This window comes from Dactylosporangium sp. NPDC049140, assembly GCF_040648435.1.
Genome location: NZ_JBEZDS010000006.1, coordinates 138769 through 163671, shown reverse-complemented (window position 1 = coordinate 163671; position 24903 = coordinate 138769). Strand labels below are relative to the sequence as shown.

Below are 24903 nucleotides of genomic sequence, written 5' to 3'. Positions count from 1 at the left end.
CATGCGGGGGCGGGAGGAAACCGCCTTAGGAAAGCGGTTTCCTCATCGCCAAGCTAGACCGTCGTCGATCCCGCGTCAACCGGTGAGAGGTGCATCCAGGTGAAGACGAGGGGTACGTCCCCGTCGCTGACCAGGTGGTGGTTCTCGCCGGGCTCGATGATGAGGATGTCCCCGGCGGCGAACCGGGTGTCCGCGGCGCCGTTGAGCTCGAGCACGCCGGCGCCCTGCACGATGGTGAAGATCTCCGGGACGTCGTGCACGTGCACGTCGGACTCGGGGTGGGTGCGGTGCCCGGGGTCGTCGTAGCGGCTGATCCCGCCGCGCTGGACCGGTCCCCAGCCCTGACCGATGGCGGCGAGCGTGGCCGGGGTACCGCCGTCGGGCAGGTCGGCCAGCGAAAGTTTCCTCATTGGAAGGCTCCGATCTCACGGAAGTGGGCGCGCTCGGTGGCGGCCCGCCGGATCAGGCCGGCGGCGCCCGGGATCTCCATGCCGTCGTCGCGCCGGGCGAGGCGGGCGGGGGCGAGCAGCACGGGCTCGTCGGCGGCCAGGATCGCCTCGGCCAGCGCCGTGAACGGCTCGGTCCGCTCCAGCGGCACCAGCAGCGGCGCGTCGTGCTCGCGGTGGTCCAGCAGGTTCTCCAGCAGCCCGATCCGGCCCGGCAGCACCTCGCCGTCGAGCCGGTCCTGGGCGTAGCCGACCTCGGCCGTGCCGTCGTCCCCGACGACGCTGATGTCGCCGGGCACGAACTCGCCCGAGCACAGCGTGACGGCCACGAACACCGAGCGGCCGTCGGGCACGGTGAGGCGCAGCGTGGCCGTGTCCTCGACCTCGACGGCGGCGCGGGTGCGGTACCGATCCAGGCTGAGCGTCCACGGTGGACGGATTCCCGTGATGGCGAGGGCCTGCATCAGCGCGTGCGCGAAGGGGTTCACGAGCGCGCCGTCCCGCCCGCGCCGGCCCGCCCACGACGTGCGGGTCCAGTAGGTGTCCGGCCGCCACCAGGCCCCGGCGACCGCGGCCGAGCGCACCGCGCCGACCCGGTCGGCCAGCATCGGCAGCGTCGGCGAGCCGAGGGCCTGGAAGCCGATCTGCAGCACCCGGCCGCGGGCCGCCTCGGCGAGCCGCCGGTGGTCCGCGAGGGACAGCACCGGCGGCTTCTCCAGCAGCAGGTCGGCCCCGGCGTCGAGGACGTCGAGGGCGATCGGCAGGTGCGTGTGCGGCGGGGTGCAGACGATCACGACCTCGGGCTTGCGCTCGGCGAGCATCCGCCGGTGGTCGGTGTAGTCGAAGCCGGCCTGCACGTCGCAGGTGGCGACGAGCCGGACCCGCTCGCCGAGCGCGTCGATCGCCCGCAGGTGCCACGACCCGTGCCCCGCCGCCCCGATCAGCGCGACGCGCGCGGTCACCGCAGCGCCTCCAGCGTGCCGAGCACCCCGTGCCGGTCCAGCTCGCGGCTCCACGAGTCCAGCTGCGCGCGCAGCTCGGCGTCGTCGGCGAACCCGGGCGGGAACACCGCGTCGAGCTCCAGCAGCGACGGGGTGGCCCGCAGCCGGTCGGCCAGCGGGTCGTCCAGCGGCAGCGGGGTGCCGTCGTCGGCGGCGCCGCGCACGAAGCGCATCCAGGCGGCGAGGACGAGGGTGGCGTACACCGGGACGCTGCCCGCCGCCCGCCGGTCCGCGATCGTGCCGAGCAGCCGCTGCGGGAGCTTCTGCGAGCCGTCCATCGCGACCTGGAGGGTGCGGTGGCGCAGGGCCGGGTTCGCGAAGCGCTCGAGGACGCTCTCGCCGTACCGCTGCAGGGACAGGCCCTCGGGCGGGCTCAGCGTGGGCGCGATGTCGGTGCGGATGAGACTCTCCATGGCCGCCCGCATGCCGGGCAGCTCGAGCGCCCGGTCGATGGTGGGCGCCCCGGCGAGCGCGCCGAGGTACGCCAGCGCCGAGTGCGCGCCGAGGAGCATCCGCAGTTTCAGCCCCTCCCACGGGGCCACGTCGTCGGTCAGGATGGCCCCCGCGAGGTCCCACGCGGGCCGGCCGCCGGGGAAGTCGTCCTCGATGACCCACTGGCTGAACGGCTCCGCGGCCACCGTGGCCCGGTCCTCCAGGCCCAGGACGTTCCGCGCGGTCGCGTAGGTGGCGTCGGTACTGGCCGGGACGATGCGGTCCACCATCGTGCTCGGGAAGCTCACGAAGTCCGCGGTGCCGAGCTCGGCGGTGACCAGTTCCCCCAGCCGGCGCCCGTTGGAGGGGAGGTTGTCGCAGCTGACCAGCGCGATCGGGGCCTGGGTGGCGGCCCGGGCACGCAGCCCGGACAGCAGCAGCCGCATGATCGGCGAGTCGGCCCGGTAGGCCTTCTCGGTCACCGTCAGCGTGACGACCCGCACGGCCGGGTCGGCCAGCAGGCGCTCGACCGCCTCCGGCTGGCTGGCGGCGTGCAGACCCTGCGTGTGTACCCCGAGCACCCGCGGGCTGACCCGCTCGCCGTCCACGGTCAGCACGCTGTAGAGCAGGTCCTGCTCCAGCAGCGGGTCGAGCACGGCCCGCGAGCGCGGCGCGACAGCGGCGATGCCCCAGTCGCCGCCGCCCTTGACGATCGCGTCCTCCGTGAAGACGGCCTGGTGGGCCCGGTGGAACGCGCCCAGCCCGAGGTGCACGATGCCGGTGCCGGTGGGCGTGACGGCACCGCTGGCGGTGGCCCGGCTCAGGCGCTCCATACCGGCCCCTCCGGGAAAGCGAACTCCGCCACGGACTCGGGGCGCATCTCGACGCTGTAGCCGGGGCGCTCGGGCAGCCGGTAACGGCCCCCGACCACCCGGACCGGGTCGGTGAAGTGCTCGTGCAGGTGGTCGACGTACTCCACCATCCGCCCCTCCAGCGACCGGCCGACGCGCAGGTAGTCGAAGAAGGACAGGTGCTGCACGTACTCGCACAGCCCGACCCCGCCCGCGTGCGGGCACACGGTGACCCCGAACTTGGCCGCCATGAGCAGCTCGGCGAGCACCTCGCCGACGCCGGCGACCCGGCACGCGTCGACCTGCATGATGCCTATCGCGCCGGCCTGCAGCAGCTGCTTGAAGATGACCCGGTTGGCCGCGACCTCACCGGTGGCGACCTTGCACCGCGCGCCGAGGGCCCGCTGGACCGCCGCGTGGCCGAGCACGTCGTCGGCGTGCGTGGGCTCCTCGATCCAGTACGGGTCGAAGGCGACGAGCCGCTCCATGTTGGCGATCGCCTCGTCGACGTCCCAGACCTGGTTGGCGTCCATCATGAGCAGCGCGCCGGGGCCGATCTCGGCGCGGATGATGCCGGCCCGGCGCACGTCGTCGTCGATGGGCCCGCCGACCTTCATCTTCACCGCGTTCCAGCCGTCCTTGACGGCGGCCCGGGTGAGCGCGCGGACCTTCTCGTCGTCGTACCCCAGCCAGCCCACGGAGGTCGTGTACGCCGGGAAGCCGTGCTCGGTCACGTGGGCCAGGCGGTCGTCGTACCCGTCGAGCCCGGCGTCGAGGATCGCGGCCGCCTCGGCCGGGGTGAGCGCGTCGGTGATGTGGTGGAAGTCCACCGCGGCGACGAGGTCGGCGGTGGGCATCTCGGCGAGCAGCCGCCACAGGGGCTTCTGTTCGAGGCGCGCCCGCAGGTCCCACACGGCGTTGAGGATCGCCCCGGCCGCCATGGCCACGACGCCCTTCTCGGGGCCGAGCCAGCGCACCTGCACGTCGGCGGTGAGCGTGCGGGCGCCCTCGGCGGTGCACAGCTCCTCAACGGTGTGCCCGACGACGTGGTGCTCGAGGGCCTCCACCGCGGCGCAGGTGATCTCGTTGCCGCGGCCGTTGGTGAACGTGAGGCCGAACCCGCGTTCCGACGCGGTCTCCAGCACGACGTAGGTGGCCGAGTAGTCGCCGCGGTTGATGGCGTCGGAGCCGTCGCCGGCGGCCGCGGTCGGGAACCGTACGTCGTGCACGGTCAGGCCGGTGATCTCGGTCACGCCGACTCTCCAGTGTGGACGGTGCGCTGGTAGACGCGCTTGGGCAGGTGGTAGGCGAGGTCGGCGATGGTCTCGGCGGCCTCGTCGAGCGGCAGGCGGTGCTCGGCGACGAGCCGGGCCAGGAAGCCGGCGTCGACGCGGCGGGCGACGTCGTGCCGCACCGGGATCGAGCAGAACGCGCGGGTGTCGTCGACGAAGCCGGCGGTGTTGTAGAAGCCCGCGGACTCGGTGACGGCCTCGCGGTACCGGCGCAGGCCCTCGGGGCTGTCCAGGAACCACCACGGCGCACCGAGGAACACCGCCGGGTAGCCGCCGGCGAGCGGGGCGAGCTCGCGGGTGAACGCGGTCTCGTCCAGGGTGTAGAGCACGATGCGGAACCGCGGGTCGGTGCCCAGCTCGTCCAGCAGCGGCCGCAGCGCCTGCACGTACTCGGTCGGGCCGGGGATGTCGCCGCCGACGTCGCGGCCGTGCCGGGCGTAGAGGGCGGCGTTGTGGTTGCGCACGGCGCCCGGGTGCAGCTGCATGACCAGGCCGTCCTCGACCGACATGCGGGCGAACTCGACGAGCATGTGGGCGCGGAAGCGCTCCGCGTCGCCGTCCTGCGGGGCCCCGCGCAGGGCCCGGTCGAACAGGGCGGCGGCCTCGTCGCGGGGCAGGGCGAGCGTTGCGGCCGTGGGGTGGCCGTGGTCGCTGGAGGTGGCGCCGGCGGCGATGAAGGCCTGGCGGCGCTCGCGCAGGCGGTCGAGGAACTCCGCGTAGGTGCCCGCGCCGAGCCGCTCGACGCGCTCGGTCCAGCCGGGCCAGTCCAGGTCGACCATGTCGTCCGGGCGGAACGTGGTGATGACCCGCCCGCCCGGTCCGCCCCAGCCGTCGGCGGCGAGCTTGGCGTGGGCGCCGAGGTCGGACAGCGGCGACTCGGTGGTGGCCAGCACCTCGAGGTTGAAGCGCTCGAACAGCGCCCGGGGCCGGAACTCGGGGTCGGCCAGGCGCGCGGCGACGGCGTCGTAGACGTCGTCGGCGGTCCGCGCGTTCAGCGGCGTCCCGACCCCGAAGACCTCGGCGAGTACGCCTTCGGTCCACAGCCGCGACGGGGTGCCCCGGAACAGGTGCCAGTTGGCGGCGAGCAGCCGCCAGATGGTGCGCCCGTCGGTCTCCACCGGCGTGCCGTCCAGCGCCGGCACGCCCAGGGCGGCGGGGGCGATGCCCTGGCTGGCCAGCATCCGCGTGATGTAGTGGTCCGGCACCACGATGAGCCGGGCCGGGTCCGGGAACGGCTTGTCGTCGGCGAGGATCGCCGGGTCGACGTGGCCGTGCGGGCTGATCAGCGGCAGGTCCTTGGCGTGCCGGTAGAGCTCGCGCGCGATGGCGCGGACCCCCGGCTCGGCGGGCAGCAACTGGTCGTCATGCATGGGTGATACCAGCCTCGAGCTCTGCGGGTCGGACGGGCCGACCGGTGGTGATGGACTCATTGGCGGCGAGCCCGATGAGGAGGGCACGGGCGCCGGCGGCCGCGTCGGCGGAGCGGCCGAGCGGGTCGGCGGGGGCCGCCGGGTCGAGCAGCTGCGCGAGCATGCGCACGTCGGCGCCGCCGTGGCCCGCGCGGGCGTAACCCTCGACCGGCACCTCCACGGGCGGGCCGAAGAACGGGCGCAGCCGCAGGCTCTTGGTGCCGGGCTCGCGGTGGCCCTTGAGCGAGTCGGCGGCCTCGACCGAGACGTGGTCGGTCTCGATCACGTCGAGCTCGAGCCGCCCGCGGCTGCCGTTGAAGGCGATACGGTACCCCTCCCAGGGCGCGTAGGCCGTCAGGTGATACGTGAGGGTCGCCCCGCGAGCGTAGCGCACCAGCACCGCGAGATCGTCCTCGATCGTCACGCCCGGCGCGAAGACATCCTGGTCGCGGCGGTAGCCGTCGGCCTGCACGGCGGCGTCGCCGTAGAGCGCGGTGAGGTCGGGATCGCTCATGTCGATCGCGAACTTCCCGGCGCCGTGGCCGGCCCCGTCGCCGCCGTAGAAGAAGAGCCGCCCGTCGGCGTACACCGACGCCGGGTCGTCGTCGAGCCACCAGTTGACCAGGTCGAAGTGGTGCCCGGCCTTGTGCACGAGCAGACCGCCGGAGTCGGCCTTGTCCCGGTGCCAGCGCCGGAAGTAGTCCGCGCCGTGGCGCACGTCGAGCAGCCACTCGAAGTGCACCGACCCGACCTCGCCGATCTCGCCCCCGGCGATGATGCGTTTCACCGCCTCGTGCAGCGGGTTGTAGCGGTAGTTGAAGGTGACCCGCACCTGGTGGCCGGTGCGGTGCACGGCGTCGAGGATCCGCGCGCAGCGCCGCGCGTCGATGGTCATCGGCTTCTCGGTGAGCACGTCGCACCCGGCCTCCAGCGCCGCGACGATGTACTCGTCGTGGTAGCGGTCCACGGTGCACACGATGACCACGTCGACCCGCTCACGCTCGATCATCGTGGCGAACTCGCTCGCCGGGTAGGCGGGCACGGGCGCGGGGAGCCGGTCGTTGTGCCAGGCGATGCGGACCGGGTTCGGGTCGGCCAGCGCGACGAGCTCGCAGGTGTCGCGATGCTCGGCGGTGAGCGCCCGGACGAACATGGCCGCGCGCGACCCGGTACCGACGATCGCATAGCGCGTTCTCGGCGCGTTGCGCGTGTTCAAGGAACCCCCTACGGCGAAGGGTTGCAAAGGTTTGCAGCAAACTATGCGCAAGACCCGCTGGTCGGGTCAATACCGCTGGGCCCACCGAATCCCAAGGCGTTGACATGGGAGCAAACGTTTGCATAATTGGCAGCACCCGATGCGGTGACCCAGGTCACCTGACCCCGGGACCGGCCCACACCCCGGCCGGCCCGAGACCCATCCCGGCCGGACGGCCGGGTTGCCGCGACCGGCCCGCCGAGAGGACAACCACGTGCCCGCCACGATCCGAGATGTCGCCCGCGCCTCCGGCGTCCATGTCTCCACCGTGTCCCGCACGTTCTCGGCCCCGCACCTGGTCAACCCCGACACGCGCAGCCGCGTGCTGTCCACCGCGGAGAGCCTCGGCTACCGGCCCAACCGCGCCGCCCGCGCCCTGATCACCGGCCGCACGCACAACATCGGCCTGATCGTCGCGGACATCGCGAACCCGTTCTTCCCCCCGCTCATCAAGGCCGCCGAGTCCCAGTCGCGCCAGCGCGACTACCACCTGTTCGTCGCCGACACCAACGAGGACCCCGTGGTCGAGGAGCAACTCGTCCACGCCCTCGCCAAGCAGGTCGACGGCGTGCTGCTGTGCAGCCCGCGCATGAGCAACGACCTGATCGAGAAGCTCCGCAAGGAGGTGCCCCTGGTCGTGGTCAACCGGCCCGTCGAGGGGCTTCCCGCGGTCGTGATGGACGTCGCCAACGGCGCCCGGACCGCGATCGAGCACCTGGTGGGCCTCGGGCACCGCGACCTCGCCCTGCTGGGCGGGCCGCGCGGCTCGTGGACCAACCGGGAGATCCGCCGCTCCGCAACCGCCGCGGCCAAGGCCGCGGGGGCCACGCTCACGGTCCTCGGCCCGTTCCAGCCGACGGAGGCGGCCGGCTCGGCCGCCTGCGAGGCGGTACTGGCAACCGGGGCCACCGCCGTGCTGGTCTACAACGACCTCATGGCGATCGGCCTGCTCGAGGGCCTGCACGACCGCAACGTGAAGGTGCCGGAGGAGCTCAGCGTCGTCGGCATAGACGACATCATGCTCAGCCGGCTGGTGCGCCCGAAGCTGACCACCGTGGCGACCCCAACCGCGGCCGCCGGCCGGGCGGCCGTGGACATGCTGTTGCACCACGACGAAGAACATCGTTCGACCGCCCTCGTCACGCTCCAGACCCAACTGGTCATCCGCGATTCGACCGGCCGCGCTCCGGTCTGAACCCCACTCGCGGCCAATGCCTAGGAGTGAAACTTCCATGTCCGGAACCCCCCGCCGCCGGCTGCTTGCCGTAGCCGCCGCGGCCGTTCTGCTCGCGCCCCTCGCCGCCTGCGGTGACGACGCCGGGTCATCCCCCTCGGCGACGTCCACCGAGCCGGTCGAGCTGACCTTCTTCTGGTGGGGCGGTGACGCCCGCGCCAAGCTCACCGAGGACGCGCTGAAGCTCTACACGGCGAAGCACCCCAACGTCACGTTCAAGACGACGTGGCAGGCCAACCAGGGCTACTTCGACAAGCTGGCCACGCTGACGGCCGGCAACGCCGCGCCCGACATCTTCCAGATCGACGACAACTACCTGACCGAGTACGCGGCCCGGAACGTGACGCTGGACCTGAGCTCGTACCAGAAGTCCGGCAAGCTCGACACGTCGAAGTTCCCCGAGAGCCTCTGGAAGTACGGCGAGGTGGACGGCAAGCTCGCCGGCGTCGCCTTCGGCGAGAACACACAGGGCCTGGTGTACAACAAGACCAAGCTCACGGCGGCCAACCAGCCGCTGCCCGCCAACGGCATGTCGTGGGACCAGTTCATCACCTGGGCCCAGGCGGCCGGGGCGGCGACCAAGACGCCCGGCACGCAGGACCCGAGCGCGGACTACAAGGCGTTCTGGGTGTGGCTGCGCCAGCAGGGCAAGGACCTGTACAAGGGCAAGGAGCTCGGCTTCACCGCGCAGGACGTGACCGCCTGGTTCGACCTGTGGAAGGGCGCCCGGGACAAGGGCGCGACACCGACGGCCGACGTGATCCGCGAGGGCAACGCGACCGACGTCACCAAGCAGCTCGTGGTCACCGGCAAGGCGCTCACCTCCTGGGTGTGGGTCAACCAGCTGCCGGAGCTACAGAAGAACACCAAGGACGAGCTCGGCGTCATGGCCTACCCCGGTGATCCGAAGGCCCAGTGGGCGCGCGCGTCGATGTACTTCTCGGTGTACCGCGGCAGCTCCAAGAAGGACGTCGCCGTCGATGTCATCAACTTCCTGGCCAACGACCCCGAGGCCGGCAAGGTCCTCGGCACCGACCGCGGCCTGCCGTCCAACCTCGACGTGCGCACCACGGTCGAGGGCGCGGTCACCGACAAGGCGATGAAGACCTCCATCGACGTGGAGAACCAGCTCGGCAAGACCTTCGGCCCCTCGCCGCAGGTGCCGCTCAAGGGCCACAGCACGCTGCGCTCGGAGCTGATCAAGGCCGCCGAGTCGGTCCAGGCCGGCAAGGCCTCCTCCGCCCAGGCCGCCGAGGCGTTCATCACCGCCGTGAAGACGGCCATCTCCAAGTAGGGAACCCCTTCCAGTGGCGCTCACGACCACGGAACGGCCACCGCGACACTCCGCCCGGGTCCCCCAGGGATCCGGGCGGGGGGTCCGCCGCGAGGGCCGGGCCGGCTACGTCTTCCTCTCCCCCTGGCTGCTCGGCTTCGGGGCGTTCACGCTCCTGCCGATGCTGGGCTCGCTGCTGCTGAGCTTCACCGACTACGACATCCTCTCCGACTTCTCGGAGCTGCACTTCGTCGGCTTCGACAACTACCGGCGGATGTTCACCGAGGACCCGGCCTTCTGGCACGCGGTCACGGTGACGGTGCTGTTCGGCGTCATCGCGGTCCCGCTCAAGCTCGCGGCCGCGTTCGGCGTGGCCCTGCTGCTCAACCGCGAGATGCGCGGCGTCGGGTTCTTCCGCGGCCTGTTCTACCTGCCGTCGCTGCTCGGCGGCAGCGTGGCGCTGGGCTTCGTGTGGTACTCGATGTTCAACCGCGAAGGCTCGTTCAACCGTTTGCTGGGGCTGTTCGGCATCCACGGCGAGGGCTGGGTCAACGACCCGGACTGGGCGCTGGGGACGCTGATCCTGCTGGCGGTCTGGCAGTTCGGCGCGCCGATGGTCATCTTCCTGGCCGGCCTCAAGCAGGTGCCCGTCGAGCTGTACGAGGCCGCGTCGGTCGACGGCGCGGGGGCCTGGCGGAAGTTCTGGTCGGTGACGATGCCCATGATGTCGCCGGTCATCTTCTTCAACCTGGTGCTGGAGACCATCCACGGCTTCCAGGGCTTCACCTCGGCGTTCGTCATCTCCGGCGGCACCGGCGGCCCGGTCGACTCCACCCTGATGTACACGCTGTACCTGTACATCAAGGGCTTCACGGACTACGAGATGGGCTACGCCTCGGCCCTGGCCTGGGTGTTCCTCGCCGCGATCGGCCTGCTGACGGTCCTGCTGTTCAGCACCGGCCGCTTCTGGGTGCACTACTCCGACGGAGGGGACGACCGGTGAAGGTGGCCAAGCAGGGCCTGCGGCTGATCGTCATTCTGGCGATCCTGGCGATCATCCTGTACCCGCTCGCGTGGATGGTCGGCAGCTCGTTCAAGAGCCAGGAGGAGATCCTCAACAACGTCTCCATCTGGCCGGACAGCTGGACGCCCGGCAACTACCCGGACGGCTGGACGCACTTCAAGAGCGCCTCGGTCACGTTCGGCCGGTTCTTCCTCAACAGCACGCTTGTCGCCCTGCTCGTGGTGGTCGGCAACGCGGCGAGTTGCCTGCTGGCCGCGTACGCCTTCGCGCGCCTGCGCTTCCGCGGCCGCCGGGTGTGGTTCGCCATCATGATCGGGACCCTGCTGCTGCCCGGCCACGTGCTCATCGTGCCGCAGTTCATCCTGTTCAAGCAGCTGGGCCTGGTCGGCGGCGAGTTCCCGTACCTGCCGCTGGTCGTGCCCCACTTCCTGGCGACCGAGGCGTTCTTCGTCTTCCTCATGGTCCAGTTCATGCGCGGCATCCCCCGCGAGCTGGACGAGGCCGCGAAGATCGACGGCTGCTCGCCGTTCGGCGTGTTCCGCAGCGTGATCCTGCCGCTGTCGCGCCCGGCCCTGGTGACCACCGCGATCTTCTCGTTCATCTGGACGTGGAACGACTTCTTCCGCCAGCTGGTGTACGTCTCGGAGACCACGAAGAACACGGTGCCCGTCGCGCTGCGCTCCTTCATCGACTCCTCGGGCCAGGTCTCGGTCGGCCCGATGTTCGCGATGTCGGTGCTCTCCCTCGTGCCGGTGTTCCTGTTCTTCCTGGCCTTCCAGCGGATGCTCGTCGAGGGCATCAACACCTCCGGCCTGAAGGGCTGACCATGAAACGCGACTGGCCGGAGACGGTGACCGCCGCCGCGGACGTGGCGCTGGTCGGCATCGCGGTGACCATCGCATCGGTACCGCTGCTCACGGCGGGCGCCGCGCTGCGCACCGGCTCGTCGGCGATCCACGCGATCGCCGTGGGCGAGAAGGTGGACCTCCGCGCAATGGGGCGGCTGTTCCGCGCCTCGCTGCTGCGCGGCGCCCTGGCCACCACCGCCGCCGCGGCGGCCGCCCTCCTGCTGGTCTTCAACGTCGGCGCCGTTGCCGCCGGCCGGGTCCCGGGCGGGTCACCCGCGCTGGCCGGCACCGGCGTCGCGGCCGCCGTGCTGCTCGCGATCGGCATGCTGAGCCTCGTGCGCCTGGGCCGGGACACGTCCCCGTCCGGGTGGCGCGAGGCCCTGCGCTGGGCCGGCCGCACAGCGTGGCGGCAACCGAGCGCGGCGGCGGCGGTGGCCGGGGTGTCGGCCGTCGCCGCCGTGCTCGGGGTGTTCGTACCCCTGACCGCACCACTGCTGGTCGGCTACGCCCTGTACGCCGCCCACGCCGTCACCGCCCGCCTGGCCGTGCGCAAGGATGAGGCGGCGCAGGTCGATTTCACGTCATAACAGATTGGAGACCGAAGTCGGCCGTTGCCGTAGCGTGGGTTGCGGGCCCGCCGTTAAGCTCAATGCCTGAAGCGCTCTGACGGACACATCGCGAGGCTTCATTCATCTGACGCGATCGGCGGCGACCGGCAAGCACCTGGAAGGGCGGCTGGAGTGTCCCCAGAGGGCGAGCCCCCGACTGTTTTCGCGACCCGCGACGACGGCCTGAAACTCGCATACCAAGTCATTGGCGCGCCCGACGGGTTCCCCGTCTTTCTCCTGCACGGCATGCCCGGCAGCCGTATCGGCCCGCGGCCGCGGCACATCACCGTCTACCGCCAGGGCATCCGGCTCATCTGCTACGACCGGCCCGGCTACGGCCGATCCGACCGCCGGGAAGGGCGCGACGTGGCCGATGCCGCCCGCGACGTCGAGGCCATCGCCGACCGTCTCGGCCTCGACCGGTTCGCCGTCGTCGGGCGCTCCGGTGGCGGCCCGCACGCGCTGGCCTGCGCGGCCGATCCGCTCCTGCACCGCCGGATCACCAGCGTCGCCGTGCTCGTCAGCCTCGCCCCCGCCGACGGCCTGGACCTGGACTGGTACTCCGGCATGAACCCCGACAACGTGCGCGGCTTCGGCCGCGACACGCCGGACACGGCGGCGGTCGATGCGGAGATCACCCGGCGGGCGGAGCTGGCGAGGAAGGACCCGCGGCTGCTCCTGGAACACCTCCAGATGCAGATGACGGCCATAGACCGCACGGTCGTCAGCCAGTCCGGGCTCCGCCGCGCGATCCTGGAGGCCTACCGGGAGGGCCTGCGCAACGGGCCGTTCGGCTGGATCGACGACACCTTGGCGCTCGGCCGGAACTGGAAGTTCCTGCCGGAGTCGATCGACACCAAGGTGACCCGGGTGTCGATCTGGCACGGCCGTCACGACACGTTCGCGCCGGTGAGCCACGCCGAGTGGCTCGCGAACGCGATCCCCGGCGCCGAGGTGAACATCGAGCCCAACGCCGCGCACTTCAACGCCATGGAGGCGCTGCCGCAGGTGCTGGCGCGGCTCGGCCGGGGCCGCACCGTGACCGTTACCGGCTGACCCGGCGCCGGGCCCGGCACGCTCCGGGCGGTCCTCAGTAAGGGTGCGGGTCGAGAATCCGGCACACGTGATGCCCGGCGGCGAGTGACTCCACGCTGGGGTGCAGCCGGCCGACCCGGTCGGCCAGCCGTGCCACCGCCTGCTCCACGCCCCGCCCGGGCCGGGTCAGGGCCAGGTTGGCCCGGCTGCGCAGAACGTCGGGGTGCTCCTCGCCGAGCACGGCCCGCAGCCGGCCGATCGCCTGCTCGAGCCGGGCCCGGTCCCGCTCGTCGTGACTGCCCGCGACGGACAGCACGGCCGCGTTGCTCACGGCGGCCAGCACGAACGGGTGCTCGGGACCGAGCCCGGCCTCGAGCGCCGCGGCGGTGCTGCTCGCCAGGTCGCGGCCCGCGAGCTGCTGGTCCTCGCTCCAGAGCGCCACCGCCCGGTTGACCCGGGCGGCCAGGACGTACGGATGCCCGGCGCCGAAGATGTCGGCGAGGCTTGACTCAACGGCAAGCAGCTCGACCGAGGCCCGCTCCGCGGCGGGGCGGGTCTGCCCCGTGGCGGCCCGGGACAGCCGGGCCAGCGCCGTGTCCGGGTGGCCGTCGCCGAACCGCTCGCGCAGCCGGCTCCAGGCCTCCTCGACCAGCTCGGCCGCCTCCGCGAGCTCGCCCGCACCACGCAGCGACACGGCCAGGCTGACCTGGGTCGTGAGCGTGCCCCGGGACTCGCTGCCGTAGAGGTCCCAGTAGTCGGCCAGCACCAGGCGCAGCAGCGCCGCGGACTCACCGTACTCGCCGGCGTCACGCTGGTCCCGGGCCAGGTTGCCGGCCGAGAGCAGCGTGCGGGGATGCCCGCGGCCGACCGTGTACAGCCAGGTCTGGTAGGTCTCCTGGTCGAGCTCCAGGGCGCGGCGGAAGTCGCCCGAGAGCCGGTGCGACGTCGCCAGATTGTTGGCGGCGATCAGGGAGTGCCGGTCGTCCCGGCCGAACTCGTCCACCGAGGCGTCGTACGTCTCGCGGTCGCGCTCCAGCGCCTCACGGTACCGCCCGAGCGCGCGCAGGTCGGCGCCGTAGCCGCCGGCGGTCGCGATGGTGTGCGGATGCCGCGCGCCGAGCACACTCTCCTGACCGGCGAGCGTCTCCTCGCTGAGGCGACGCGACTCCTCGAACCGGCCGAGGCTGCGCAGCAGGTTCGCGCGGATGCCGCGCACCTGGAGCAGCTGCGCCTGCAGCTCACGCGCGGGGGCGTCGCCGGGCGGCCGCGCGACGAGCCGGGCGGTCCACGATTCGTCGGCGCGCTCGGCGTACCTCAGGCCCTGCTCGTATCCGCCCTCCAGCCAGATGGAGTGGAGCCGGTCGACGACCAGCTGCCGCACCGCCGGGTGGTCGCTCTCGACCGCGTTGCTGCTGTCCAGGTGCGGCCACAACACGCGCAGCACCTGCCGCACGTCGGGGTCCTCGACGTCGCCCCGCGGGCGTGAGCCGGCGAGCAGCAGATGGGCCTCGGCCCGGACCTCCTCGCGTTCGTCGTCGCTCAACCGGGCAAGCAGGGTCGCCTGGAGCAGCCGATGCACCTGGACCTGCCGGCTCGGCTGGTCGAGCTTGAGCAACGCGTGGCGGTTGAGCCGCTGCACGAGACCGACGGCGATGCCGCGCTCGCTGCTGCGAACGGCCAGCTGGGCGGCGACCTGCTCGTCGTGCCGCGCGACGACCCGGGCGACCTGGTCGCCGTGGACGAGCTCGAAGGAGATCTCCGGCGCGAGCACCGCGGTCAGCTGCAGCAGGCGGAAGGCGCCCGGCGAGTCGTCGCGCAGGCGCTGCAGCGAGAGATCCCAGTAGCCGCCGGTTCCCGCGTCCGGCCCGGCCCGCACGAGATCGGCCAGGAACGCCGCCGGCGGCGAGCCGGCGTCGGCGAGCAGTGCTCCGGCGAGCGCGACGAAGATCGGCACGTGGTCGACCGTGCGCGCGACCTGCGCCGCCTCCGCGCCCGTGATCCGTTCGGGGCCCACCCGGCGCACCAGGTGCTCAACGCTCTCCTCCGGCTCGAACGCGCCCACCTCGACCGGCGTGACGGCGTCGTCGAGGTCGGCCCGGCGGGTCGTGACGATCACGTCGCCGTCGCCGGACGGCAGGTGCTGCGCGATGTCCCCGTACTCCTCGACGTTGTCGAAGATCAGTAGCCAGCGCGGCGGGCCGCTCCCCGGCCGGGCCTCGGCCCGCTGCAGCCATTGCCGGACCGCGTGGGCCCGCTCCGGCACCGACGGCTCGCCGGGCAGGCCGAGCTCCCGGCCGAGCTCGCTGAACCGGACGTCGACGAACTGCGGCGGATACGCATGCACCCACCAGACCACGTCGTAAAGGCCGCGGAACCGGTGGGCGTACTCGACGGCGAGCTGAGTCTTGCCGATACCGCCCCGCCCGTGCAGCGCGACCGGCCCGCGCCCGGTGCGCAGCTGCGCGCGCAGCCGCCGCAGGAGCTCGTCGCGGCCGGTGAAGCGGGTGTTGCGGCCCGGCGCGTTGAACACGAGCGGGGCGTCGCCCGGGTAGCGGGGCAGGACGGACCGGCCGGACGTGGTGTCGGCGAGGTCGAGCCCGATCAGCTGGAGCAGCCGCCGCTCGGCGCCCGCGCGACCGGCGCCGGTGATCGAGACCCAGTGCTCGAACGGGACGTCCGGCAGCCGGCCGGTGTCGTCGAGGTACAGCACCAGGGCGTTGGCATCGTGCTCGGGCTCACGGTTGGCCGGCGAGACGAGCAGCAGCAGGCGCGAGGCGATCGGCGTCTCGGCCGGGTCCGCGACCCGCACGCCCGTGGCGGCCAGCACCCCGCGGACCCAGTCGGCCCAGGCCTCGTCCTCCGGCGCGTAGCGCAGCACGATGACGTCGTCGGCCACGGCCGGCTTCCGGTTGAACCTCGCCATGATCCGCGCGCGCAGCGACTCGTCCATCGGCGGCAATGCCGTCACGGCGCCACCGGTGATGTACCCCGTGAGGGCCTCGTAGGCCGACAGCAGCGTGTTGTGGGCGCCGCCCTCGTCGCCGAAGGCCGCCAGGGTTTCCTCGAACGCGTAGAACGTGCGGTACGGCACCTCGACCGTCAGCCAGTAGGCGCGCCGCTCCGCATCGGTCATGCCCTTGGGCAGCTCGGGAAAGCGTCGCCGGGCGAGCGTGCGCCCGGCATCCGCCTTGGCCTTCTCGCCCTCGTCGACGCGCATCAGCACCGGCAGGATGCGCCGCGAGCGCGAGTGCGGGACCTCGTAGCCTTCGACGCGCCGGGCCACCTCGGCGGCCCCCTCGATCCCCTGGGACGCCGGCGTGAAGCAGTCGACGAGCACGTCGGGCAGGTGCAGGGTGCAGATGTCGGCCGGGTCGCTCAGGCCGGTGCCGCTGTCGATCAGCACGTAGTCGTAGTGCGCCTTCATCTCCTCGCGCAACGCGTCGAGGAACTGGGCCCCTCCGAGGTCGTAGAACGCCTCCCACGGCAGGCCGGCCACGTGCGCGGCGTAGTCGAGGTTGTGCCGCCCGGCCAGCATGATGTCCAGCGTCCCGGCACCGGGGAACGTCCAGTTCAGGGAGAACGCGTAGCGCTCGGCGCGCGCGTACTCGCGGTACCAGTCGGCCGGCCGGTCGGTGGCGTCCTGGACGACCGCCCACGCGTACTCGCCGAGCAGGTTCGCCACGCCCTCGGTCGTGGCCACCTGCTGCGGATCGAGGAACGGGCCGAAGAACCGGTGCAGGGCGGGGGACTCCAGGTCCCAGTCGGCGACCAGCACGCGATGCCCGTTGGCGGCCAGGATCCACGCGACGTTGGCCAGCGCCATCGTCCGGCCGGTGCCGCCCTTGTACGAGTAGAACGTGATGACCTGGCCCTCGTGCCCCGTCATCGCTTCTTCCGTCGCCGGCCGGTCGTACGCGTCGCGTCGCAGGCTCATCCGGGGGCCGCCCCGCGGCCAGGTCCGGGAGAGCCGTTTCAGGTACTGGTTGCGCGCCTGGAACAGGGCGGTCGGCAGGATCTGTTCGAGCTGGTCGAGCCGGCGCACCGGGGCCGGACCCGGGCGGGCGGCCGCCCGCAGCACGTCGATCACCTCGCCCCGCGGCGCGGCGCCCCGGGCGCCGGGCAACACGATCGGCACCGCCCACGGCGGCAGGGCCGCGATGCCGGCCCGGACGTCCGCATCGTCCGCGGTGCCGTCCACGAGCACCACCAGCGGCTCGGCCTGGTCCCGGCCGAGGTCGGCGAGCTCGACGACCCGGGTCGGCAGGCCCAGCCGCTGCGCGGTCTCGGCGATGAGCCCGGCGACGGGCAGCGCATGACCGGCCCCGGAGTACGGATGCCAGCGGACCCCTTCCCCCGGCGCCAGCACGCTGACCACCAGCTTCGGCCCGGCACCGGGGCCGCACGGGTCCGCCGGGCCGGCCGGTGCGGCGGCGCGGGGCGGCAGCGCCCGGCCGGCCGCGGCCACGATCAGCGCCGCGAGCGCCGCGACGATCTCGGCGTACGGCTCGGCGTAGACGCCCAGCCGGCACATCGCCCGCAGGCCGTTCTGCTCGTAGGCCGTCGTCCGGCCGCGCATCCACGGTGCGTCCGCGACCGCGACCGCGGCGACGGCCTGGCCGGCCTCCCGCCGCGAGTCCCAGGGCGGCAGCGGCGTCCACAGCACCGGCACCGTGTGCCGGTCGACCGCCGCGGCGTCGCGTCCCGCGGCGAACCACCGTTGCTCCTCGGCGGCGCCGTCATTGCCGAAGTACTGCGGCGAGTACAGCGGCACGAAGACCAGCGCCGTGCCGAGTGCGTCTGCGCGGGCCGGCGGCGGCCCGTCGAAGAAGCCCCCGGTGGCGCCCGGAACGCGGCCGGGTCTGCCCGCGATCGCGCCGGACATGTCGTCGAAGAACTTGCGCACCCAGAAATCCGGCCCGGACGAATGGCGGGCGTAGCTGAGGAAGAACACCGGGGCGCCGGCCGCCGGCTCGGGCTGTTTCATCGTCACATACCGCTCCAGGCCGATGACGATACGCTGCCGGACCCACGATATCGATCGTCCGCACCCCGCGTGTATCGCGGCACCGGATCGACGTGCATGTCATCCGTCCGAGCGGTATCGAGCCGAACGGTCAGGTGCGCTCCGCGCCGGCCGGCCAGATCACCGTCATCGGCATCTCGCGGTCCCGGGCCAGGGTCACCACGTCCGCGGTGCCGCCCGGGTCGCCGCGCTCGTGCCCGTCCCAGACCGCGATCAGCTCGTCCACCCGGTCGAGCATGATGCGGTTCGCGGCCACGTATGCGCTGCGCCCCGAGCGCTTCGCGCCGGTGCTCAGGACCGTGCGGGCGCCGGCCAGCAGGGCGTCGAACTCGCGACGGCGCTCCGCGGGGACCACGCGGCGGTAGTCCGGCGCGGGCAGTACGACCTCGTAGACGCCGCCGACGTCGCGCACGGCTCGCGCGAAGAGCTGGTCCGCACCGTCGGCCAGGCAGGTCACGCCGATGAGCCCGCTGCCGTCGTCCCCGTAGGAGTGCAGATGCTGCACGAGCGCTGAGTAGATGACCTCCGCGCCGACGTCGGTGAGGTTCGTGTGACCCGTAATGCCGATGCGCATGCGGTTACCCCAATCAGCCGGTCGTCGCGCGGATCGGTTCGTTGAGCCGGACGATCGTGAAGCCCTCGTCGGCCAGCATCTCGGTCATGTACCGCACGGCCTCGCGGGCCTTCTGCCGGCCCGTCTCGCCCAGATCCTTCCACGCGACGAGGTCCGGATGGCGGCGCCGGCGCTCGTCGCGTGTCTCGGCGTGGCGCCAGCCCTGGCCCGCCCGCTCCTCGCACCAGCGGCGGTGCTCGAGCTCGGCCAGCTCCTCCAGCTCCTGCTCGGTGATGAGCCCGTCCTCGCCGTTGCGCACCGCGATCACGCAGCCGAGCTTCTGCATCTTGGCCGCTATGCCCTGCACCTGCGCGCGGTTGGCGTTGCGCATCGACTCCGACAGCTGCGCCCAGGCGACCGCGCTGCTGGGGCTGGCGGCGCCGCGGGCGGTTTCGAGGTACCGCTGATGGAAGCGCCTCGCCAGGCGCTCGGTCAGGTCGTCGGCGATCAGGCGCGCGTCGCAGGCCCGGGTGATGATCGGGTACACCCGCAGCTTGCCGCCGACCTCGTCGAGCAGGTCGTTGTGCTCACCGCCGTGGAACGCCTCGGCGAGGGCGGTGGCCTGGTAGGTGGCCACGTAGACCGCGTCGGCGACCGCCTGCCACAGCTCGGTGCTCGCCAGCGCGAGGTCGAGCATCCTCGGCTCGTCGCGGTGGCACAGGTGGATGCGGTCGTAGCGGGCGGGCCGGGTGATCCGCGGCAGCCAGGTCTCCAGCAGCTCGTTGTGGGCGCGCACCTGGCAGGCGGAGGCGAGGAACGGGAAGCGCGCCAGCAGGGTGGCCAGCGTGCGGCCCGCGTCGGCGCCGATGAGGTCGATCTCCAGCTGGTCGGGGCGGCCGCCGACGGAGCGCCAGTACCGCGCGGTCTCGACGAGCAGCACGCGCGGGAACGAGCCGTCGCCGGAGATGAGCAGGCGCACCGGCGGGCCGTCGGACGCGGGCGGGTGCAGCGGGTTGAGGCGGTACAGCATGCGCGCGGCCACGTCGTCGACGTGGAAGTAGTCGAGCCGGAAGCGGTTGGAGCCGGCCGCGCCGAGCCGGCGCGCCTGCAGCAGGTGGCAGGTCTGCTGGCGGTTGAGCTGCACGAAGATCCACGGCGAGGTGCGCAGCATCTGCAGCTCGGTGCCGGCCGTCACCGACACGGCGTGGTTGAACTCGTCGTCGTCGCCGCAGATGTAGAGGTACCGCGCCCGGCGCAGCCCCGCGGCCCGCAGCACCTCCGGCGAGCGGGCGTCCCCGGAGACGCCGAGCATCCGCCGGTGGCGCAGCTCGAACGCCCGGATGGGGGCGCGGCGCACCACCACGACCCGCTCGCCGGTGGCGAACAGCTGCGCGGCCAGAGCCTCGGCGAACGGGGTGTCGCCGCAGACCACGGCGTGGCGGCGGGCGGTGCGGGAGCGCAGCCGGCGCATCTCCCCCGCGAGCAGCACGCGGCCGGTCTCCGCGACGGCGGCGAGGGTGAACAGCGGGGCCAGGAACCGCGCGGCCTGCAGCTGCCAGGGCAGCGGCTCGTGCGGCGGCTGCAGCGGGTCGGAGCCGAGCACGAAGAGCTGGATGGTGTAGTACCACCGGTCGGAACCGTCCAGCGCCGGCAGGAAGTTGCGCATGCCGGCCAGCCCGAGAACCAGCCCGGCGACGCCGACGAAACCGAACACCGTTCGGAGAATGGTCACTCCCGGCCGGCCGCCGCCCCGTTCCGGCCCTCCCACCGCACACCCCCAGCGTTCATAGACGGATGGATCTCCAGTGTGCGGTAATCGCTGCGTTACTGACAGGTGCCGATGCGTGAGGATTTTCATCGCAACTCTCGGGGCACATCGACGACCTTCGGTCCGCGGCGCGCAAAATAGTACTGACAGGCATAAATCGCTAGGCTCCTCCGCTGTTTGTTGGCGGAGCGTGATTCCTCGGGCACGATCGATGAATGTCGCAGGCGCACGGGGGCCGGATCGTCACCTTCTACTCGTTCGCCGGCGGGGTCGGCGTCACGATGGCGCTGGCGAACGTCGCCTGGATTCTCGCGGCCAACGGGCGGCGCGTCCTCGCCGTCGACTGGGACGTCGACTCGCCGGGCCTGCACCGGTACTTCGACCACTTCCTCGCGGATCCGGGCCTCCGCGATCCGGCCCGCACCGGCGGGAACGACGGCGTGAGCGAGCTGATCCGCCGGGTCGAGGCGGGCGGGCGGTACGAGGCGCCCCGCCCTCAGCGCCTGGACTGGGGGCACTTTCCCGCCGGCGGCGTCATCGACTACCTGCCCGCCGGGCGGCACAACCCGGCGTACACCTCGTCGCTGGGCGCCATGGACTGGGACGGCTTCTACCACTACCGGGGCGGCGGGCGGTTCTTCGACCGGCTGCGTCAGGACATGACCGCCGAGTACGACTTCACCCTCATCGACAGCCCTTCCGGGCTCGGCGAGATGGCCCAGGTGTGCATCTCGCACCTGCCCGACGTCGTGCTCAACTGCTTCACGCTGGGCGGCAAGAGCATCGAGGGCGCGGTGCGGGCCCGGCGGGGCCTGCGCAGCACCGACCGGCCCGGGCGCATCCTGCCGGTGCCGATGCGGGTCGACCCCGCCGAGCGGGACCGCGCCGAGGCCGGCCTGCGCGCCGCCCGGACCCGGATGCCCGACCTGCCGACGGGGATGAGCGACCGGGAGCGGGACGCGTACTGGGCCGCGGTCGAGGTGCCGTACGACCACGCGTACGCCTACGAGGAGAGCCTCGCCGTGCTCACCGAGGAGCCGGGGCGCCGCGGCTCGGTGCTGGCCGCCTACGAGCGCATCGCCTATCAGTTGGGCGATCCCGGCGTGCGTGGCCTGCCACCGGCCGACGACGCGGTCCGCCGGCGCGCCGCCGGTCGCTTCGCGCGGACGCCGGACGGCCCGGACCGGCGGATCATGGTGCACTACGAGCCCCGCGACCAGGCGTGGGCGGACTGGGTGATCGCCATCCTCGGCGCGGCCGGGCTGGGCGTGCAGGACGCCGGCGAGCGTGCGGCCGCGCCCGGCGGCGGGCGCGAGCTGCGGATCATCTCCGCCGGGCGCGCGGCCGAGATGGCGGCGCGCCGGCCGGTCGATCCGGCGGCGCACCGGCCCCCGCTCGGCGTGTACGTCGACGACTCGCCCGTCCTGGCGGCCTTCCCCGACCCGCCCGCGGTACGACTGCACGGCCTGACCGAGGCGGACGCCGCCGATCGGCTGCTCCGCCTCGCCACCGGGGCCGGCGGCGGCCGGGCGTCGACGGGCCTGCGATATCCCGGCACGCCTCCGGCGGCGAGCCGCCTCCCCGCGCACCGGCCCGGCTTCACGGGCCGCGAGACGGACCTGCGGTCGCTGCGGCGGCGGCTGCTGCGGGCCGGGCAGGCCGGGCCGCACCAGATCAAGCCGGTCGTCCTGTACGGCCTGAGCGGCGTCGGCAAGACGGCGCTCGCGGCGGAGTACGTGCGGCGCTTCGCGGGCACCTACGACCTGGTGTGGTGGCTCGACTGCGACGAGCCGGACGAGGGCATCGCCGAGCTGGCCGCCGCGCTCGGCCGGGCGCCGGGCACCGTCGCGCCCGAGACGGCCAAGGCGCTCGTGGAGGAGGGCACGCCGTTCCGGCGCTGGCTGCTCGTCCTCGACGGGGCCGAGGGCTACCCGCAGATCGAGGCGTTCCTGCCGCCGCACGGCGGTCACGTCGTGATCACCTCGCGGAACCATTCCTGGCCCGGCGGGGTCCTGCGCATGCAGGTCGGCTCGTTCGACCCGAAGGACAGCGCCCTGTACCTGCGGCGGCAGGTGCCCGGCCTGGACGGCCCGGGCGCGGATCAGATCGCGCACGCGCTGGGTGATCTGCCCCTTGCCCTGGCCACGGCGTCGGCCCAGCTGAGCGCCTCGGGCGAGTCGGCCGCGCAGTACCTGGGCCGCCTCGAGGACGGCGACCTCGGGATGCCCGAGCTCGTGGCGGCGTGGGAGCCCACGCTGCGCCGGCTCGAGGAGCGGTCCCCGGCCGCCTACCGGCTGCTGCAGCTGTTCTCGGTGCTGCACAGCGACACCGCGAGGGACCTCGTGTACAGCAAGGCGATGGCCGAGGTGCTGCGGCCGTTCGTGAAGGCGCCCGCCGACCTGCGGGCCGAGGTCGCCGTGCTCGTGGCGCAGATCATCTCGCTCGGCCTGCTCGAGCTCGACGTCGAGCGCATCCACATGCATCCGCTGCTGCAGCGGGTCGTCCGCGAGCGCACGCCGCCGCCCGAGCGGGCGGAGATACGCCACGCCGCGCACCTGGTGCTGGCCGCCCTCGCCCGGGGGCGCGACATCGACGACCATCGGGACTGGCCACAGCTCGACCTGATCTGGTCCCACCTCGCGGTCGCCCGGGCGGCCGTGTGCCGCGACGAATCGGTGCGGGCCCTGGTCATCGACCACATCCGGCGACTGCAGCACGGCGGGGCGCTCGCGCGCGCCGCACAGCTGGCCGCCCGGACCGAGGCCGCCTGGGCGGCCGAGCCCGACGGCCCCGACTGGCAGGTGCTGCACCTGCGCGGCGTCCACGCGACGGTGCTGCGCGAGCAGGGGCACTTCGCCGCGGCGCGGCGCATCGACGAGCAGGTCGCCGCGGCGCAGGCGGACCTGCTCGGCGCCGAGCACCCCAACACGCTCACGAGCCACGACCGGCTGGTGGCCGACCTGCTCGGGCTGGGCCGCTACGAGGAGGCCGTCGGGCTCGCCCGGAGGGCGTACCGCTGCTGGTCACGGACCGTCGGTTCGGAGCACGCGCGCACCCTCGACGCGCTCACCGAGCTGGCGACGGCGTACCGGGCGGCCGGCCGGTACCGCGCCGCCCGGCGCTGCGACGAGCGGGTGGCCCGCCGCCGGCCGTTCCCGGCCGCGGACCCGCACCCGGCGGTGCTGCGCTCGGCCGCCGGCCTGGGCCGGGACCTGCGCGACGCCCGCGAGTTCGAGGCCTCGGTCGAGCTGCTGCGCGCGGTCGCCGAGGCGTCCGGAACGATCCTGGGCCCGGGCGCGCCGGCCACGGTTGCGGCCCAGGCCAACCTGGCGGTGTCCCTGCACTCGGCGGGACGGCCCGAGGAGGCGGTACTCCTGCTCGGCGACGCCGCCCTGAAGATGGCCAGGCTGGTCGGCAAGGCCGCCCCCGTCGCCCTCGCGTGCCGGCACAGCTGGGGCCTGAGCCTGCTCGCGACGGGGCGGGCGCCGCGGGCCCGGACCGAGCTGGAGCAGGTCGTCGAGCTCTACGGCACCGGCCTCGGCCCGGCGCACCCGCTGACCCTGATCGCGCAGGCGAATCTGGCCGCGGCCGCCTGGGCCACCGGCGACCGCGACGCCGCCCCCGCCGCCGCGGCGGCGGCGGCCGCGCTGGCCGCGAGCGTGCCGACCGAGCACCCGCTCGCCCGGGCCGTCACGGCGAACGCGGCCGCGCTGCGCGGTGGCGCGCCGGCTTTCCTCCCGCCCACGGTGGACCCGTACTGAGCCAGGCTCACGATCAGGCGGCGACGGGCGCGGCGCCGGCGCCCCCGGCCCACCTCATCAGGTCCAGCATGACCGTCAGGGCGTCGAAGTGGGCCATGCCGGGCTCGATGTCGAACTTCGCGCGCTCGATGTGGTCGGCCAGCCAGCGGGTGTGGCTGGCCGGGGCGAACCGATCCTCGGCCCCGTGCCAGAGCCGGACGGGCACCCGGATGTCGCCGAGCTCGAAGCCCCAGTCGGCGCTGAGCGCCATCAGGTCGTCGATCCAGCCGTCGGCACCGGCGCGGACCGCCGCGGCGTAGGTCTGCAGCAGCTGGCTCTTGATGCCCGGATCGGCCACGACGCGCCGGTCGGACCCGGGCATCTCGCGCTCGAGCTCGGCGAGCAGGAACGCGGGATCGTCGGTCATCCGGTCGGTGCGATGCCGCAGGTGATCCTCCAGCAGGTCGTCCCGGCCGTCGCTCGCCTCGGAGTAGGCCCGCCGGTTGGAGGCGGCCATGTCGCGGTACCAGTCCAGCCCGACCGCGCCGCGCGGGGCGAAGCTCACCAGGGCGGCGGCCCGGGTGACCCGGTCGCGCAGCAGCGCGGCGCAGGCGAGTGCGTGCGGGCCGCCGCCGGAGCGGCCCAGCACCCCGAAGCGGGGCAGCCGGAGCTCGTCGGCGAGCGCCCGGACGTCGTCGGCCGCATCGGCCACGCTGCGGCCCGGATCGCGGGTCGAGTCGCCGTAGCCGGGCCGGGAGTAGCAGACCAGCAGGATCCCGGCCCGGTACAGCACGCTCGGGCGCGGCTTCGGCCCGCTCGCGCTGCCGGGCATGCCGTGGTGGAGCACGACGGGGCGCCCGTCGGGCCGGCCCGACACCTCGTACTGCAGCCTCCGGCCACCGGGAGTGACGAGCTCTGGCACCGGCCGGCCTCCCGCGCGTGACGAGTAGGGGTTGTGGCGACAAATGTTAAGAGCCCATCGACGGCGTTCCAAGCCGTCTCCCTAGAATTGGTGAGGCGACCCGGGCGGCGCACTTGTCCGTGGGCGTCACAATCCAGCGGGGGATGTTTGGCCAATCCCTGGACAAGACTTCAAACTCTGCGGAAGATG

The 24903-nt window shown here is 73.2% G+C and carries 17 protein-coding genes; 7 read left to right on the top strand and 10 right to left on the bottom strand.

Annotated elements, in window-relative coordinates:
• Positions 1–53 precede the first annotated feature (53 nt).
• The 6 genes from AB0B76_RS12885 to AB0B76_RS12860 are packed head-to-tail and all read right to left on the bottom strand — an operon-like array spanning position 54 to position 6647.
• Positions 54–410: a cupin domain-containing protein gene (locus AB0B76_RS12885; RefSeq protein WP_360374025.1), complete on the bottom strand. Its 357-nt coding sequence runs from the start codon at positions 408–410 to the stop codon at positions 54–56.
• A complete protein-coding gene (locus AB0B76_RS12880; protein WP_360374023.1) occupies positions 407–1408 on the bottom strand; it encodes a Gfo/Idh/MocA family oxidoreductase in 1002 nt (333 codons plus the stop codon). Before AB0B76_RS12880 ends, AB0B76_RS12885 begins: the two co-directional genes overlap by 4 nt.
• The gene (locus AB0B76_RS12875) at positions 1405–2712 is read right to left on the bottom strand and encodes a mannitol dehydrogenase family protein (RefSeq protein WP_360374021.1); all 1308 of its coding nucleotides are present in this window, start codon (positions 2710–2712) and stop codon (positions 1405–1407) included. The genes AB0B76_RS12880 and AB0B76_RS12875 overlap by 4 nt, the downstream gene beginning before the upstream one ends.
• Positions 2700–3983: an enolase C-terminal domain-like protein gene (locus AB0B76_RS12870; RefSeq protein ID WP_360374019.1), complete on the bottom strand. Its 1284-nt coding sequence runs from the start codon at positions 3981–3983 to the stop codon at positions 2700–2702. The genes AB0B76_RS12875 and AB0B76_RS12870 overlap by 13 nt, the downstream gene beginning before the upstream one ends.
• Positions 3980–5392, bottom strand: coding sequence for a glucuronate isomerase (uxaC, locus tag AB0B76_RS12865; protein WP_360374018.1), 1413 nt, complete (start codon positions 5390–5392; stop codon positions 3980–3982). The genes AB0B76_RS12870 and uxaC overlap by 4 nt, the downstream gene beginning before the upstream one ends.
• Complete coding sequence (locus AB0B76_RS12860) at positions 5385–6647, bottom strand: Gfo/Idh/MocA family oxidoreductase (RefSeq protein ID WP_360374016.1); 1263 nt, start codon at positions 6645–6647, stop codon at positions 5385–5387. The genes uxaC and AB0B76_RS12860 overlap by 8 nt, the downstream gene beginning before the upstream one ends.
• Before the next feature lie 253 nt (positions 6648–6900).
• Between AB0B76_RS12860 and AB0B76_RS12855 the strand changes: the two genes are divergently transcribed.
• The 6 genes from AB0B76_RS12855 (at position 6901) to AB0B76_RS12830 (ending at position 12729) form a co-directional block, all read left to right on the top strand.
• A complete protein-coding gene (locus tag AB0B76_RS12855; protein WP_360374014.1) occupies positions 6901–7881 on the top strand; it encodes a LacI family DNA-binding transcriptional regulator in 981 nt (326 codons plus the stop codon).
• Positions 7882–7918: 37 nt separating this feature from the next.
• The gene (locus tag AB0B76_RS12850; RefSeq protein ID WP_360374012.1) at positions 7919–9214 is read left to right on the top strand and encodes an extracellular solute-binding protein; all 1296 of its coding nucleotides are present in this window, start codon (positions 7919–7921) and stop codon (positions 9212–9214) included.
• Between the two features lie 127 nt (positions 9215–9341).
• Positions 9342–10196, top strand: a complete 855-nt coding sequence (locus tag AB0B76_RS12845) for a sugar ABC transporter permease (protein WP_360374339.1) — start codon at positions 9342–9344, stop codon at positions 10194–10196.
• A 74-nt stretch (positions 10197–10270) separates the two neighbouring features.
• A complete protein-coding gene (locus AB0B76_RS12840) occupies positions 10271–11041 on the top strand; it encodes a carbohydrate ABC transporter permease (protein ID WP_360374337.1) in 771 nt (256 codons plus the stop codon).
• A 2-nt stretch (positions 11042–11043) separates the two neighbouring features.
• Positions 11044–11652: a hypothetical protein gene (locus tag AB0B76_RS12835; protein WP_360374010.1), complete on the top strand. Its 609-nt coding sequence runs from the start codon at positions 11044–11046 to the stop codon at positions 11650–11652.
• Positions 11653–11805: 153 nt separating this feature from the next.
• Positions 11806–12729, top strand: coding sequence for an alpha/beta fold hydrolase (locus AB0B76_RS12830; RefSeq protein ID WP_360374008.1), 924 nt, complete (start codon positions 11806–11808; stop codon positions 12727–12729).
• A 34-nt stretch (positions 12730–12763) separates the two neighbouring features.
• Here the strand turns inward: AB0B76_RS12830 and fxsT (AB0B76_RS12825) are convergent, their stop codons facing one another.
• From fxsT (AB0B76_RS12825) to AB0B76_RS12815, 3 genes are all read right to left on the bottom strand, one after another.
• Positions 12764–17692, bottom strand: coding sequence for an FxSxx-COOH system tetratricopeptide repeat protein (gene fxsT / locus AB0B76_RS12825; protein ID WP_360374335.1), 4929 nt, complete (start codon positions 17690–17692; stop codon positions 12764–12766).
• 130 nt (positions 17693–17822) lie between these two features.
• Positions 17823–18305: a hypothetical protein gene (locus tag AB0B76_RS12820; RefSeq protein ID WP_360374006.1), complete on the bottom strand. Its 483-nt coding sequence runs from the start codon at positions 18303–18305 to the stop codon at positions 17823–17825.
• A 13-nt stretch (positions 18306–18318) separates the two neighbouring features.
• Positions 18319–19998: a RyR domain-containing protein gene (locus AB0B76_RS12815; protein WP_360374004.1), complete on the bottom strand. Its 1680-nt coding sequence runs from the start codon at positions 19996–19998 to the stop codon at positions 18319–18321.
• A gap of 269 nt (positions 19999–20267) precedes the next feature.
• On the opposite strand from AB0B76_RS12815, the gene fxsT (AB0B76_RS12810) reads away from it, so the two are divergent.
• Positions 20268–23813: an FxSxx-COOH system tetratricopeptide repeat protein gene (fxsT, locus tag AB0B76_RS12810; RefSeq protein WP_360374002.1), complete on the top strand. Its 3546-nt coding sequence runs from the start codon at positions 20268–20270 to the stop codon at positions 23811–23813.
• 13 nt (positions 23814–23826) lie between these two features.
• Here fxsT (AB0B76_RS12810) and AB0B76_RS12805 read toward each other — a convergent pair whose 3' ends face one another.
• Complete coding sequence (locus tag AB0B76_RS12805) at positions 23827–24714, bottom strand: alpha/beta hydrolase (protein WP_360374000.1); 888 nt, start codon at positions 24712–24714, stop codon at positions 23827–23829.
• Positions 24715–24903 lie beyond the last annotated feature (189 nt).